Source organism: Histidinibacterium lentulum (assembly GCF_003789055.1).
In the GTDB taxonomy this organism is placed as follows: domain Bacteria; phylum Pseudomonadota; class Alphaproteobacteria; order Rhodobacterales; family Rhodobacteraceae; genus Oceanicola; species Oceanicola lentulus.
This window is the reverse complement of sequence record NZ_ML119082.1, coordinates 517,837-532,097: the sequence shown is the minus strand read 5'-3', so window position 1 is coordinate 532,097 and position 14,261 is coordinate 517,837. Positions and strand designations below refer to the sequence as shown.

17 protein-coding genes are annotated in these 14,261 nt (G+C 68.0%); 8 read left to right on the top strand and 9 right to left on the bottom strand.

Annotation, left to right across the window (positions count from 1 at the left end):
• Positions 1-11: 11 nt before the first annotated feature.
• Both EAT49_RS05565 and EAT49_RS05560 read right to left on the bottom strand, forming a co-directional pair.
• On the bottom strand, positions 12-869 hold the full coding sequence (locus EAT49_RS05565; protein ID WP_185020662.1) for a formate/nitrite transporter family protein: 858 nt from the start codon (positions 867-869) through the stop codon (positions 12-14).
• A gap of 124 nt (positions 870-993) precedes the next feature.
• Entirely contained in the window at positions 994-1,488 is a 495-nt protein-coding gene (locus tag EAT49_RS05560) for a DUF892 family protein (protein WP_123641293.1), read from the bottom strand.
• Between the two features lie 153 nt (positions 1,489-1,641).
• Between EAT49_RS05560 and EAT49_RS05555 the strand changes: the two genes are divergently transcribed.
• The 6 genes from EAT49_RS05555 to EAT49_RS05535 all read left to right on the top strand — a co-directional run bounded on the left by EAT49_RS05555 (position 1,642) and on the right by EAT49_RS05535 (position 5,623).
• On the top strand, positions 1,642-3,309 hold the full coding sequence (locus tag EAT49_RS05555) for a phospholipase D family protein (protein ID WP_123641292.1): 1,668 nt from the start codon (positions 1,642-1,644) through the stop codon (positions 3,307-3,309).
• A gap of 97 nt (positions 3,310-3,406) precedes the next feature.
• Complete coding sequence (locus EAT49_RS05550) at positions 3,407-3,604, top strand: CsbD family protein (protein ID WP_123641291.1); 198 nt, start codon at positions 3,407-3,409, stop codon at positions 3,602-3,604.
• Positions 3,605-3,753: 149 nt separating this feature from the next.
• Entirely contained in the window at positions 3,754-4,665 is a 912-nt protein-coding gene (locus EAT49_RS05545; protein ID WP_123641290.1) for an IS1595 family transposase, read from the top strand.
• The gene (locus EAT49_RS21080; RefSeq protein WP_185020661.1) at positions 4,665-4,826 is read left to right on the top strand and encodes a hypothetical protein; all 162 of its coding nucleotides are present in this window, start codon (positions 4,665-4,667) and stop codon (positions 4,824-4,826) included. The genes EAT49_RS05545 and EAT49_RS21080 overlap by 1 nt, the downstream gene beginning before the upstream one ends.
• A gap of 135 nt (positions 4,827-4,961) precedes the next feature.
• Positions 4,962-5,183, top strand: a complete 222-nt coding sequence (locus EAT49_RS05540) for a hypothetical protein (protein WP_123641289.1) — start codon at positions 4,962-4,964, stop codon at positions 5,181-5,183.
• Between the two features lie 215 nt (positions 5,184-5,398).
• Positions 5,399-5,623 (top strand): hypothetical protein, encoded by a 225-nt coding sequence (locus tag EAT49_RS05535; protein ID WP_185020660.1) that lies wholly within the window; start codon positions 5,399-5,401, stop codon positions 5,621-5,623.
• Positions 5,624-5,743: 120 nt separating this feature from the next.
• On the opposite strand, the gene EAT49_RS05530 is transcribed toward EAT49_RS05535, so the two are convergent.
• Complete coding sequence (locus EAT49_RS05530) at positions 5,744-7,234, bottom strand: Do family serine endopeptidase (protein ID WP_123641287.1); 1,491 nt, start codon at positions 7,232-7,234, stop codon at positions 5,744-5,746.
• A 161-nt stretch (positions 7,235-7,395) separates the two neighbouring features.
• On the opposite strand from EAT49_RS05530, the gene EAT49_RS05525 reads away from it, so the two are divergent.
• On the top strand, positions 7,396-7,782 hold the full coding sequence (locus tag EAT49_RS05525; protein ID WP_123641286.1) for a hypothetical protein: 387 nt from the start codon (positions 7,396-7,398) through the stop codon (positions 7,780-7,782).
• Between the two features lie 196 nt (positions 7,783-7,978).
• Here EAT49_RS05525 and EAT49_RS05520 read toward each other — a convergent pair whose 3' ends face one another.
• From EAT49_RS05520 to EAT49_RS05505, 5 genes are all read right to left on the bottom strand, one after another.
• Positions 7,979-9,142, bottom strand: a complete 1,164-nt coding sequence (locus EAT49_RS05520) for an AI-2E family transporter (protein ID WP_123641285.1) — start codon at positions 9,140-9,142, stop codon at positions 7,979-7,981.
• 57 nt (positions 9,143-9,199) lie between these two features.
• Complete coding sequence (locus EAT49_RS21075; RefSeq protein WP_185020659.1) at positions 9,200-9,352, bottom strand: hypothetical protein; 153 nt, start codon at positions 9,350-9,352, stop codon at positions 9,200-9,202.
• A 135-nt stretch (positions 9,353-9,487) separates the two neighbouring features.
• A complete protein-coding gene (locus EAT49_RS05515) occupies positions 9,488-11,245 on the bottom strand; it encodes a sensor histidine kinase (RefSeq protein ID WP_185020658.1) in 1,758 nt (585 codons plus the stop codon).
• Between the two features lie 86 nt (positions 11,246-11,331).
• On the bottom strand, positions 11,332-11,907 hold the full coding sequence (locus EAT49_RS05510; RefSeq protein ID WP_281274724.1) for an RNA polymerase sigma factor: 576 nt from the start codon (positions 11,905-11,907) through the stop codon (positions 11,332-11,334).
• A 170-nt stretch (positions 11,908-12,077) separates the two neighbouring features.
• Positions 12,078-12,299 (bottom strand): NepR family anti-sigma factor, encoded by a 222-nt coding sequence (locus EAT49_RS05505; protein WP_123641282.1) that lies wholly within the window; start codon positions 12,297-12,299, stop codon positions 12,078-12,080.
• Positions 12,300-12,408: 109 nt separating this feature from the next.
• Here EAT49_RS05505 and EAT49_RS05500 point away from each other — a divergent pair, with 109 nt between their 5' ends.
• Positions 12,409-13,257, top strand: coding sequence for a response regulator (locus EAT49_RS05500; protein ID WP_123641281.1), 849 nt, complete (start codon positions 12,409-12,411; stop codon positions 13,255-13,257).
• 9 nt (positions 13,258-13,266) lie between these two features.
• Here the strand turns inward: EAT49_RS05500 and EAT49_RS05495 are convergent, their stop codons facing one another.
• Positions 13,267-14,238, bottom strand: coding sequence for a YihY/virulence factor BrkB family protein (locus tag EAT49_RS05495; RefSeq protein ID WP_123641280.1), 972 nt, complete (start codon positions 14,236-14,238; stop codon positions 13,267-13,269).
• Positions 14,239-14,261: the final 23 nt, after the last annotated feature.

Here is a 14,261-nt window from a genome sequence, read left to right as displayed (position 1 = left end):
CGCAGCGCGGTTCACCGGGTCTCGTGCTTGTCCTGCCGCAGGTCCGCCCTGATCTGCGCCCAGGTGAGCAGGGTGAACAGCACCGTCCCGCCGAGGATGTTGCCCAGCAGCGCCGGCAGCACGAAGCCGATCGCGGCGGCCCAGAGGCCGATCTCGCCGGTGAACACCAGGAGCATCGCCTCCGTCGTGCCCGCGATCACATGGGAGAAATCCGCCAGCGCGATGACGTAGGTGACGATGATGATGAGCGGCAGGGACAGCCGTTCCGTCGTCGATGTGATCCAGACCATCGCGGCGATGAGCCAGCCCGCGCCCACGCCCCGCCACAGGGTCTCCCACCAGTCGTAGCCCGTGGCATGGCGCGACAGGTCCTCCAGCGCCACAAATAGCTCCGGCTGAAAGTCCGCCGACAGCCACAGGATGAACCCGAAGGCGGTCGCCCCGGTCAGGTTCGCGGCGAGCACAAGGCCCCAGACCCGCAGCACCGCGCGGAACACCGCGGCGCTGGGATCGGCGAGGGCAGGGGAGACCACCGTGATCGTGTTCTCCGTGAACAGCTGCATCTGGCCCAGGATGACCAGCATGAAGCCCACGCTGTAGCCCAGGTTCTCGATCAGCGGCCGCCAGTCGGCATCGGGCAGATGCGCCCGCAGCAGCGCCTCGCTCAGCACCGAGAAACCGAGCGCGATCCCCGCGACGAGCCCCGAGGCCATCAGGGCGCTGCCGGGCCGGATCAGCTCCTTTTCGCCACCCCTGCGGATCACCTCGAAGACGGCCGGAGGAGAGATCGGCGTCTTGCGCTCGATCTCCTCGATCTCGCTTTCGTCAAACGCCTGTTCGGACTCGCGCGTGGCGGGACTCTTATCCATGATCTCTCCTGTGGGGGTCATGCCCAACGCCCGGCGCCCCGCCGCGTTCCGCCAGCATCGCGGGCCGCACGCGAAAAGGGGCCGGAACGCCTGTTCCGGCCCCCTGACTTCGGTCCTGCGCGGCTCAGGCCGCGCGCGCGTTCAGACCGCTCGTGGCAATCTCGGTGAAGCGGCGGTCGCCGTCATAGGATTTCTCGAGGCATTCGGCGACGGTCGCCGCGTCGTCCTCGAGCCCGAGCCTGCGGGCAAAGGCGAGGATCGTGCCGTAGCCCGCGATCGCGTAATGGGCCATGCGCTGGTACTGCGTGACGATGGCCGCGTCGCGCGCGTCCATGTCGGCATAGTCCTCGTCGATCACGTCGGCCTTCGCCTCGGCGACGAGACCTTCCATGCCCTTGCAATGCTCGCCGGCCGGATCGGCGCCATGGCGGCGGGCAATCTCCGCCATCGCCTCGCGTCCGCGCTCGATCCCCGCGATGCCGGCCTCCAGAGCCTCGGTCAGCGCGCCGTCCTGCGCCACCTCGTTCAGCATCCGCGTGGCCTTGATGGATTGCGTGCAGGCACTGTGCATGTCCTGGACCTGCTCGATATAGACGTCCTTCAGGCTTTCGATGGCCATGGGAACCCTCCTTTCAGCGGACGCGGGTCTCGCGTCCTGTCCCGCGTCAAACGTCCCGTCGCGCCCGACTGTTCCGGAACTTCACGTCCACCCGCGCGTCCTGTACCTGCGGGGGAGGGACCTCCCGGGCCACGTCTAGGGACACGCGCGACAATGACACCCATCCGACCGCTGCAGCGCCTCCAGGTCACCGACGCCGTGCGCGCGGTGGGCGACTGGGTCCAGCGCCGCCGCGCCATCGACGCCGACCCGCCGCCGCCGCGCGACGCCGACAAGGGCCCGCTGCCCGACCTCAAGGTCCTCATCACCGCAGAGGAGGCCTTCCCGGAGTTCGAACGCCTCGTCCTCGCCGCCGAGACATCCGTCACCTGCGGCTTCCGCATCTTCGATCCCACGACGCGGCTTCTGTCCGAGGAGGCCCGCGCCATCGGCGAGACCTGGGCCGATCTCATCGCCCATGTGCTCTGCCGCGGGGTCCGGGTGCGGATGCGCATCAGCGACTTCGACCCCGTCGCCGTCCCCGACCTGCACCGCACGAGCTGGCAAAGCCTCCGCCTCCTGCGGGAACGCGCCGCCGAGGAAGGCTGCTCCGACCTCCTCGACGCCGAGGTCTGCCTCCATCCCGCCCAGGCCGGGCGCCCCGTCCGCCGCGCCTTCGCCGCCACCGCCCGCAAGAGTCTCCGGGACATCGCGGACCACCTCAACGCCCAGGGCGCCGCCCGCCGCGACGACTACATGAAGGACGCCCCCGGGCTCGGCGAACTCCTCGACCGCGACGAGAACGGCGATCTCTTCGTCCAGAAGGACGCGGTCCCCCCGATGCGCCCCGTCACCCACCACCAGAAGGTCGCCGTCATCGACCGCCGCTGTCTCTACATCGGCGGCCTCGACCTCGACGACCGCCGCGCCGACGACAAGGACCACGACCGCGCCGGCAGCCGCACCTGGGCCGACGTGCAGCTCTCCCTCACAGGGCCCATCGCGGCCGAGGCCGAGGACCACCTCCTCGCCTTCACCGACGAGGTCGCCCGCCGCACCCCCATCGCGCCCTCCCGCCCCGGCCTCCTGCGCACGCTCTCTCTCTGCGCCACGGGCCGCAATCCCCTCCAGGTCGGCCCGGACGAGGGCCTCTGCGAGATCCTCGACCGCACGCTCGAGGGCGTCGCGGGCGCCACCGATTTCATCTACCTCGAGACCCAGTTCCTGCGCGACCTTCACTTCTCCCGCGACCTCGCCCGCCGCGGCGCCCGGCAGCCGGACCTGGGCCTGATCGTCGTCCTGCCCTCCGCGCCGGAGGAGCTGGCCTTCCAGGACGCCCGCGGCATGGACATGCGCTTCGGCGAGCATCTGCAGGCGCGCTGCCTCGAGATCCTCCGCCGCGCCTTCGGGGACCGCCTCACCGTGGTCAGCCCCGCCCAGACGCGCGGCGCCGCGCCCGACGGCACCCGCGCGGTGCTCTGCGGCGCGCCGGTGATCTACGTCCACTCGAAAGTGTCGATCTTCGACGACCGGCTGGCCGTGGTCTCCTCGGCCAATCTCAACGGCCGCAGCCACCATTGGGACACCGAACTGGGCGTTGCGCTGACCGACCGCGCGCAGATTCTGCACCTGCGCGACCGGGTCATGCGCCACTGGCTCCCTCCCGACCCCGATCCCGCCCTGCTCGATCCCGCGACGGCCCCGAAAGCCTGGCGCGACCTCGCCAAGGCCAACCGGGATACCCAGCCCGCCCGGCGCACGGGATACCTTCTGCCCTATCCCTGGGCGGCGCCGCGCCGCTTCGGTCGGCCGATCCCGTTTCTCACGCAGAACATGGTCTGACCCTAGGTCCGGCGGAACAAGACCGCGCCGGTTCGGTTGGCATGGGGAAGGCCGGGTGCTCCGCGCCTGACCACACAGGAACCGGAAGGAGGCCAGCATGAACTGGGACCAGATTCAGGGCAACTGGAAGGAAATGAAAGGCCGCGCTCGCCAGCAATGGGGCCAGCTGACCGACGACGACGTCGATCAGGCGGCCGGTGACCGCGAGGCGCTCGAAGGCAAGATCCAGCAGCGCTACGGCAAGTCCAAGGAAGAAGCCCGCAGCGAGGTGGATGCCTGGATGGCGCGCCACTGAGGTCGCGGCAAGCGACGACACGTCCCTCGATTTGCATTCCCGAGAGACGGGGCCGCCGGATCATTCCGGCGGCCTTTTTCTTTGGCGATATTATACTTGACGTACCCATTTGGAAAGCCCATACTTGAGGGGCAGAAGAGGTACAAGCCATGTCGATCCTGTCCCGCCCTGAGTTTCACGACGAAGAAGCTGCCTATGCTTATGTAGAGGCGCGGGTTTGGCCGCATGGCGCAACCTGCCCCAAGTGCGGCGAGCGCGAACGAGTGTCCAAGATGGGCGGCGAGTCTACCCGGATCGGCACCTACAAGTGCTACAAGTGCCGCAAGCCCTTTACCGTAAAGGTTGGGACCATCTTCGAAAGCAGTCACGTCCCCATGCACATTTGGTTGCAGGCGATCTACCTGATATGCGCCAGCAAGAAGGGCATCAGCAGCAACCAGCTTCATCGCGTCCTGGGCGTGACCCTCAAGACCGCGTGGTTCATGTCGCACCGTATCCGTGAGGCAATGCGCGATGGCGACCTCGCTCCCTTCGGCGGCAATGGCGGGCCCGTAGAAGCCGACGAAACTTTCATCGGTCGTGAGCCGGGCAAGGAAGTTCGCCGCGCCTATCACCACAAGATGAAAGTTCTGAGCCTCGTGGACCGTGAACAGGGCAAGGCCCGTTCGGTTGTCGGGGATGATCTCAAGCCCGATACCGTCGAGCCTATCATCCGCGAAAACATCGCTAAGGAAGCGCATCTCATGACCGATGAAGCAGGCCACTACCTGCACATCGGGCGCGAGTTTTCCAGTCACGGCATCGTGCGTCACGGCAAGGGCGAGTACGTTCGCGGCGATGCGCACACCAACACCATCGAAGGCTATTTCAGCATCTTCAAACGCGGCATGAAGGGAACCTACCAGCACTGCGCCAAAAAGCACCTGCATCGTTATCTCGCAGAGTTCGACTTTCGGTATAACAACCGGAGCGCCAAGGACATTGACGACAAGCTGCGGGCCGATATTGCCCTTACCGGCATCGTCGGCAAGCGCCTCACCTATGAAACGATTGGTGCGTGATGGCAAAGAAGCAGAACAAGGAAAATGCGACGGAGCAGGCCAAGAGGTTCGAAAAGGCCGTGCGCGATATGATCGACGCTGGCGAACTAAGCCCCACCGAGGCCGAAGAAAGATTTGAACAGGTGATGAGGCGCATTTCATTGGATCAAGACGACAAATAGCTGGAGTTGTTCGGCGTGGGGTCATTTTTCGAAAGACCGAAGAAGACACTCGCTTTCGGCGACAGTGCAGTCGATGAGTTGGAAGGCGAACTCGCCCGATATTTCTCTAGTGCACCTTACCGAAGAGCCGTCGAGATGGATTTCGATGCCGGGCAGCAGAACATCAAGTATGTTCAAGTCACCCCGTTTCCCGAAGACTTCGTGGAGCGACGAGCCACGGAAGCGCTGTCAATTTTAAGCACGGTTTCGATCAGGTTGCGTGAGCGGCTGCGCGAGCGCTCAATACCAGAATCAGAGACAAAGATGTCATCTATTTCCCTTGGGCCGACTCCCCGGATGGGGTTGAAAAAAGACTGACCGGGAAGAGTTCGAAAATCCCTGTTGAACTCCACAGAGCTTTCCAAAGCCTTAAACCACACGGCACTGGACAACTTCACGCGACCGCAGACGACATTTGCAGAAGCCTTTCCAAGGTAGCCAATAGAAAGCACTCGGTTGGGGTGACACTTGCCCTCTTGCCCCATTCTGTCGGTCTTAAGGGGTCGATCATTCTCAATGGAGAGAAGGGGCAGATGTTTGCAGTTCTTCCGGACAGAGGCTGGAAGAAAATGAAGCAGGAGACAGTAGTCATGACCGTCCCAATTGCTTCGGACGTGCAGACAAATGAGGACGTCAAGGTTTATGTAGCCTTTGACAAAACTCCACCGCTTGACGGAGAGAACGTCCTTCATTTCCTTCGCGCGTTCTCGCGCAAACTCCACGAAGCAATTGAAGTCTTGGAGGCCGAAGTCTCTTAACGCTTCCCGGTCAGGCATCACAGACCATCCGGGTACGGCAAGTACAATAACGCCTTTTCTTTGAGGTGACCCCGGTGTCCGGTAGGACCGCCGGAGGGGTGCCCGGCGGTCCCCAGGGGATCAGTCCGCGCCGGGGGCGAAGGACACGGCGCGGAACCCGTAGCTCCCCCGGCTCCAGACCCGAAGCAGCAGCGGCCGTCCGTCACCCTCGGCCTCCGCCGCCGCGGCGCGCAGGTCCTCGACCGCCCTGACCGGCTCCCCCGCGGCCTCCGCGATCACGTCTCGGGGACGCAGGCCCGCATCAGCCGCGGCCGACCCGGGCGCCACCGAGGAGATCGCGAGCCCCTCGAGGTCATCCGGAAGCCCCAGCGTCGCGCGCAGCTCCGCGGTCACGGGTGCCACCGTGACGCCGAGCATCGGCCCGGCCTCGGCCTCGGCCTCCGCCTCGGGTTCCGCCGCTGCGCCGAAGAGCGTGGCGGGCTGGGCGCCGATCTCCACATCCAGCTCCTGGGTCTCGCCGTCCCGGACGATGGTCAGCGACACCGTCTCGCCGACCTCGAGTTCGGCCACCTCGAAGGTGAGGTCCCTGGGCGTGGCGATTTCCGTTCCGGCGACGGCGGTCACGACGTCGCCCGCCTCGAGCCCCGCCTCCGCGGCAGGACCGCCCTCGGTCACGTTGGCCACCAGCGCGCCCGGCGCCGTCTCGTCCCCTTCGGTCTCCAGACCCAGCGCCTCGGCCAGGTCCGCGCTCACCGGCTGGATCTGCACGCCGAGATAGCCGCGCTCGACCACGCCGTCGTCCCGGAGATCCTCCACGACGTTGCGCGCCACCTGCGACGGCACGGCGAAGCCGATGCCGACGTTCCCGCCCGAAGGCGAGAAGATTGCCGTGTTCACGCCGATGACCTCGCCGCCCGCGTTGAACAGCGGCCCGCCGGAATTGCCCGAGTTGATCGCCGCGTCGGTCTGCAGGAAATCGTCATAGGGCCCCGCGTTGATGTCCCGCGAGCGCGCCGAGAGGATGCCCGCGGTCACCGTGCCGCCAAGGCCGAACGGATTGCCGATCGCGACGACCCACTGACCGATCCGCAACTCCTCGGAGTCGCCCCAGTCGACCACGGGCAGGTCCTCGTCGGCAGTCACCTTCAGCAGCGCGATATCCGTGGCGGGGTCGGCACCCACGATCTCGGCATCGAACCGGCGCTCGTCCTCGAGCACCACTTCCACCGTCTCGGACCCCGCGATGACGTGGTTGTTGGTGACGACGAAGCCGTCCGCCGAGACGATGAAGCCAGAGCCCGCCGCGCGCAGCGGTCCGGGCGGCGGGGCCGCACCGGGCGGCGGAACGGTGCCCGGCGCCTGGCCGAAGAACTCCTCCAGCCCCGGCGGCAGCTGCGGCGCCACCGTCGAGGCGGTGTCCGGCGCGGGCCGCGTGGCGAGGATGCCCACCACGGCCGGAAGCTGCTCCGCGACCATCTCCTCGAAACCCTGCGGAAAGCTGCCGGGCGTCTGCGCGTCGACCGGTGCGGGCGCCGCGACCGAAAGGCCGAGACACAGGGCGACCGTGCTCGCGCCGCCGAGGATTCTGGCTGGCAGGACGCTGCGGGACATGGGAACCTCCTTTGTCCTTTGGGTCTCGGGCGCAACGGAAGGCCGCGCGCGATGTTCCGCGGCGGCCGGGGCGCGGCCGGAACCGGGGAACAGCCGGAAGCCCCCTGCATTGACCCGCCGACGCCGCTTCCGCGCGCATTCCCACGGAAAGGACAACGGCGATGGCCGACCACGGACACGAGCGCAAGGACCCCGGGGCGATCCGCCCCCATGCCCACATGGACGAGGTGACGCGGGGCCGCGAGACGCCGCCGGAGCGCCGCGCCGGTCCCGGAGAGGCCGCCGGTCCCGACCGCGAGACCGCCACCATCGTGCCGCTGGAGAACCGCGCCGAACCCGCGCCCGAACCGCGCCGGCAATCGGTCTCCGACCCCGGACGCGATCCTGCCGACGTCCGCGCCGGACCCGGCGACGCCGGCCGCCAGAGCCGGCCCGCGACGCTGCCCGACACCGGCCGCCGCCGGAAGAGCCGCCGCGCCGTGGCCCTCGCCATCGGCCTTTTCCTGCTCCTGGTGCTCGCCTCCGTCCTGATGGGCCTCGCCGCCTGACCCGCATGCCCCCGGGGCCGCGCAGGCCTGCCCCCATCGGCCCTCTCCGCAGGGTGGGCTTCCGCCCGGCATGCCTCGAGCCCCCCCGCACGGACTCCCTGACATCTCGTAACCCCATCGTCCCGCGGGGCCGTTCTCGGGATTTCCGTTCAATGTCAGATACCTGACCATGCGTCCACGTGTGGACGCCCTTGCCCTACCGCGCCAGGGACCGGTCCAGCGCCTCGAGGTTCGGCTGGTCGCTCAGCAGCAGCGCGATCTTCCTCAGGGGCTCCACATGGGCCGCCAGAACCATCGCCGCGATCGTCATCGGCGTCGACAGGAGCGCCCCCGCGATGCCCCAGATCCAGCTCCAGATCAGCAGGGCCGCGAAGATCACCACCGGCGAGATCGCGATCTGCCGGCCCTGGATGCGCGGATCGAGCCAGCTTCCGATCGCCTGCTCGATGACGAACAGCCCCGCCCCCACCGCCGCCGCCGTGCCAAGATCCCGGGTCAGCAGCGCATAGACCGTCGGCAGCACCCCCGAGATCACCGACCCGATGTTCGGAATGAAGGTCAGCAGGAACGTCAGCAGCGCCCAGACCGGCAGCAGGTCGATACCGAAAAGCCAGAGCCAGCCCGCGTAGAGCCCGGCCGAGAGGATCCCCACGCCGGTGCGCACGATCAGCCAGCGGCGCAGCTTGCCCGCCGTCGTGGCCACCGCCGACTGCCAGGAGGTCTCCTGTCCCTCCCGCGCGATCTCGCAGAGCTTCGCATCCCAGGTGCGCGCCTCCGCCAGCAGCAGCAGCACGAAGAACACCACGAGGAACGTCCCGGCGATCATCGTCCCCGTGGCCCGCAGCACGCGCTGCGTCACCGCTCCTGCGGTCTCGACGACCCAACTGCCCAGAGCGCTGCTCCCGCTTCCGAGAAAGGAGGACAGCCACGATATCGTCCCGTTCGACTCGCCGTCCCCCTCGCTCTCCATCTCCGACATCAATCCGGCGAGATCCCCCTGCATCAGTTCCTCCGTCGCCGTGGAGATCGACGGGATCTGCTCCATCAGCTGCTCGGCGCAGTAGATGATGCCCAGAATGAAGAGCGCGAGCAGCAGGAACAGGATCAGCATGATCGCGATCCGGCCCAGCCATTCGAGGCTCTGCGGCAGGCGTTCCGCGATGGCCCGGTCGATGGGAGAGACGATCAGCGCGATCATCACGCCGAAGACGAGCGGCACCAGCACCGGCGTCATCGCGTGCAGCGCCAACCCGGTCACCACGAGCGCCACCGGCGCGAGCAGCCAGCGGATCAGCGGCTCGAGCCGTGCCGCGCCTCGGCCTGCCCCGGCCGTAGTCCTGTCGTCCGGATCACTCGCCATGGCGCACGGCGCCGAAACCCGCGCGTGCCGGCGGGGCGGGAAGGTGTCTCCGCCCCGTCATCCCGACGAGTTCCGGTCCTGTTGGTCACTCTTGGTCTCGGGACTGCCGTCCCCTGGAGGATCGTCGCCCGGCCGGTTCAGGATCAGCAGACCCAGCGCACTGCCCCCGCCCAGCAGGGCACCACTCATGACAATATAATCGATCAGCATTGCTCGGTGCCTCGGTCTTGGGCGGCCGGGCACACTTCGGGATTCGGCCACCGCCAGTTGCTTCATGTTGCGGGCGAACGGGCCATGGGCGGCGATGTTCCCCGCGAACCCGCGCGAGCTGACGCCGCCGCGGCTTCAGACCCCGATCTCCGGCGGCGCATCGGAGAAGGGCATCGCCCGGAACCGCAGCGCAAGGCCGTGTCCATGCTCCGTCCGGCCCTCGTGGACCTCCCCCTGAAGCTGCCGCGCGAAGCCCCGGATCAGCCGCAGTCCGAGCCCAGAGGCCTCGTCCGCCTCGCTCCTCGCCGGACCGGACCGGCGCACCTCGATCCAGACATCGGCCATGTCCCCCTCCCAGACCGGGGGGCTGTCCGTGGCGCGCACGAGAACCCAGCGCGCGCCGTCCGCGTCGGGCTGCGCCTCCGCCAGCAGGTAGGGCAGGGCCTCGACCACGAACATCGCGGCGGGCATCGCCTGATCCGGGGTCAGCCGGATCGGCGCGAGGTCGAGCCTGAGCCCCGGCCGTTCCCCTGCGGGCCAGTCCGACATCAGGGTCTGCGACAGCGGCAGGACGATCTCCCGCAGCAGCTCGTCCGCCCCCACCGCGCCGGTGCGATCCGCCGAATAGACCTGTCGGTGCACCGCCGCGAGACTCGCGATCCGGCCCGCCGCCTTGCCGAGGACAGTCTCGATCGCGGGATCGCCGGCCTCGCGCATCTGCATGTTGAGGATCGAGGACACCATCTGGAGGTTGTTCTTCACCCGGTGGTGCACCTCCTTCAGCAGCACCTCCTTGTCGTGCAGCGTGTCGGCAAGCTGCGCTTCCTCCTGCACCAGCCGCGCCGCGGTTTCCGCAAAGGCGGTCTCGATCCGCCGCAGCTCCAGCGGCATCGCCGCGACGGTCGCCGAAGGGGGGCGGAGTTCGCGCGTGTCCCCGAACTCGCGCATCCGGTCCGCCATCGCCCGTACCGGCGCCACGAGAGAGCCCTCCACCACGGCAAAGACCAGCGCGAGGCTGATGAGCCACATGAGCACGGGATAGATGTTGGGCGGCATCAGTTGGTCGAGTCGGGTCGGAAGTCCTATGGGAACCGAGCCCACAAGAAAGACCTGCATCGGCACGACCTCCGCGACCGAAAACCGTCTGGTCTCGCCGCTGGCCGTGCGCGCCACGAAGGTCTCCTCCGGCGGTCGCGCCAGCACCTCCGCCCTTTCCTCTTCCCCCGGCAGGATCGCGTCCACGGCCGCCATCTCGCGCGACGCGTCGAGAAGCGCCCCGTTCCGGTCGAGGAGCACATAATCGAGTATCGGTTCCGCGACCGTCGCGTCCGGACAGCAGCCTTCGATCAGGTCCTCCGTCGCCAGCGCGACACTCGCGTAACCCCGGAATTCCTCCGTTTCCGTCCAGATCGGGCTGTGCACCGTGATCACCCGCGTTCGGCTGATCCGGGACTCCTCGGTCGAGGTCACGAACAGCGTCCGCCGGGTCATGTGCGCGTCGAAGCCGGGGAAGGTGGAGAAATCGTGCGGCGCCCCGTCGGTGCCGCAGGTCATCATCCCGTCGACAGGGATGAACCCGATGAAGACGACCCGCTGACCCAGCCGCCCCTTGAGCCGTCGCAGGGCGTCGCTGCAGACCGCCGCCGGGGCGGCCAGCGGCAGATAGGTGCTGGCCAGCGCCTCGGCGGCTCCGAGGGCGGTCTCGATGGCCATGCCCTCCTGCCGGGCCAGCGCCTCGGCGCTGACCCGCAGGTTCAGCTCGCTGACCCGATCGTATCGCTCGCGGAGCTCTGTGGTCTGGCTGATCGCGATGAGGCCCAGCGGGACGAGCGCCAGCGACAGCATCACCGCGAGCCGCAGCGACAGGCTCGCCCACATCCTCCGACGCGCCACGCGCAGCCGCCGTCCCAGGCGCCACATCCGGCGGCGCGACCCCGCTGCGGGGGACGCGCTGCGTCCGGCGTCTCCGCCAGAGGGCATCAGACGGCCTTGTGGCCCTGCTCGGACAGGACGCTCGCGGTGACGCGGTCGGTCAGTTCCATGGTTTCGCTCGGGTCCAGCTCCATCAGCGCGGCAAGTCTTTCGCGACCCCGGTTGAGCCGGCTCTTGATCGTGCCGATCTTCACGCCGCACATGTCCGCCGCCTCGTCATAGGCATAGCCCATGGCGCCCACGAGGATCAGCACCTCGCGCTGCTCGTCGGGCAGCTTTGCGAAGGCCGTGCGGAAATCCCGCAGGTTCAGGTGCCCGTCATGGGAGGGCTTGCTGGCGAGTTGCCCCGCGATCTCCCCGTCGCTGTCGGACACCTCTCGCCCGGCCTTGCGGCAGTCGGAATAGAAGGTGTTGCGCAGGATGGTGAAAAGCCAGGCCCGCATGTTGGTTCCAGGCTGGAACCGGTGGAGGTTGGACCAGGCTTTCAGCACGGTCTCCTGCACCAGATCGTCCGCCGTCGCACCGTTCCGCGTCAGGCTGATGGCGAAGGCCCTGAGAACCTTCAGATTGGCCATCATGTCGGCACGGACCCGCTCGGCGACCTCGGGATCGGTCGTGTTCACCTCTCCGGGTTCCGGCCGCTTCGCCTGCGCCGGCGCGGGCTCGCCCGGCTCGGGGGAGATCCCGGGGGCGGGAGAGGGCCCGGAAACCGCGCCCGGGGCGTCGTCACGCCGTCCCGCGGCGGGCCGGGTGTCGGTCAGATCGTCCAGGGGCGTGCCGGAATGGGCGTCGATCATCTGTCCGCTTCCTCCGAATCGTCGTGGTTCTGTTCGGCGAGCCCCCCTGTCTTCGGCTGGGGGCCCCGCTCGGTCTCCCCGAGCCGCGCGACCAGCGCGCGCAGATGCTCGGGTACGTCGTCCTTCAGATCCTCCTCGAAGATCTTCCGCAGGTTCTCGTCGATCTGAGCTTCCATCATCGCCCGCCCGGGCGTCCGTTTCTCATGGTCGGTCGGCATGTCCTCGCCCCTGTTTGCCGTGCGCACTGCCCGCGCCCCGGTCATGCGGAACAAACCCGCCCGCCAAGGTTTGTTCCTGCGAAACTGAATTTCTCGAGGGGGGGCTGTGATGACTGCTGACCGGATACCAACGCCACCGGGCGGGTCACTTGCGGAACGGGTCGGCACAGGTCTTCCGTTCCTGCGCCGCCATGCGCGCGCGCTGACGGGTTCGCAGGCCGCCGGCGACCGCTTCGCCGCCGAGACGCTGGAGGCGATCCTCGCCGATCCTTCGCGGCTGTCCGCGCAGGGCATCGAGGGCCGCGGCGCGCTCTTCGCCGTCTTCTACGACATCTGGGAGGCCGCACCGCCGAACCAGCGCCTGTCGCCCGACGCGACCGGCGACACCCCCGACGGCCCCCGGGGCCGGGCGCTCGCCCATCTCTCGCGCCTCACGCCCCGCTCCTGCGAGGCCATGCTCCTGCACACGGTGGAGGATTTCACCCTCGATGAGGTCGCCCGCATCCTCGGCATCACACCCGCCGAGGCGAGCCATCTCGTCGACGTTGCCCGCCGCGAGATGTACGCCGCGATCAAGGGCAGCGTCCTGGTGATCGAGGACGAAAGCGTCATCGCCATGGATATCGAGGAGATCGTCGAGCACATGGGCCACCGCGTCACAGGCGTGGCGACCACGGCCGACGAGGCGGTGCGGATCTGTGCCGCCGACCGCCCGGACCTCGTCCTCGCCGACATCCGTCTCGCGGACGGCTCGAGCGGCATCGACGCCGTGAACCGCATCCTTGCGAGCTTCTCCGACATGCCGGTGATCTTCATCACCGCCTATCCCGAACGGCTGCTGACCGGCGAACGGCACGAGCCCGCCTTCATGATCGCCAAGCCGTATTCGCCATCCCAGGTGATGTCGGCGGTCAGCCAGGCGATGTTCTTCTCCTCCACGGAGACGCTCAAGATGTGAGGCGGACGCTCAGCCCGTCTTGTCCTCGCCGCGTCCCGCTCCCAGCGTATCCGCCATATAGGCTCCCCGCTCCCCCATGGGGCGGTCGGGTCCGCGTGTCGTGTCGCGCGCGGTCTGGTGCTCCGTCTCGGCGTTCAGCTGCGCGCCAAGAAGGACCACGAAGCAGGAGATCCACAGCCAGAGCAGCAGGATGATGACCCCGCCCAGCGCGCCATATGTCTCGTTGTAGCTGCCGAAGTTGGTCACGTAGACCGAGAACAGCGCCGATGCCGCCAGCCAGGCCGCCGTTGCGCAGACCGCGCCGAGGCTGACCCAGCTCCACTTCGCCGGCCGGCGCGCGGGCGCATAACGATAGATCACGCCCAGCGACACCATGAAGGCCAGCGCCAGCAGGACGTAGCTGCCCAGCGTCACCAGCAGTTCGACATTCCCGGTGAAACCGAAGACCGACAGCAGAGCCGGCGTCAGCACCAGCGCGCCCATGGCAAGGATCGCCAGCGTGGCCAGAAGAAGCGTGAGCGCCAGCGCCACCAGATTGCGCAGGACGAGCCCGCGGGTCTCGTTCTCGTTGTAAGCGAGATTGATCCCCTCGATCAGGTTGTTCACACCTCGCGAGGCCGAATAGAGGCTCAGCAGCAGACCGGCGAGCGCGGCAAGCCCGAGTCCCCCGCCGGTGCGCGATGCGATGCCCGCGGCCTGGCTCTGCAGGATGTCCACGACGTCCTGGGGCAGGAACGCCCCCGCCTGCGCGATCTGCTCGGTCACCACGCCGGGCTCGTAGAGAATCCCCGCGATCGAGATCACCGCCGCCAGCGCCGGCACCAACGCCACCAGCCCGAAGAAGGCGATGCCCCCGGCCATGACGCTTACATGATCCTCGCCGATCCGGCGCCCGGTGCGGGCCAGGATGTCCTTCCAGCCCTCCCGGGGCATCTGGGTCGGCCGGCGGCTGTCCCGCCCCCTGTCGCTCTCGGTGGCCATGTCGGTCTCCTGTCATGCGGTAC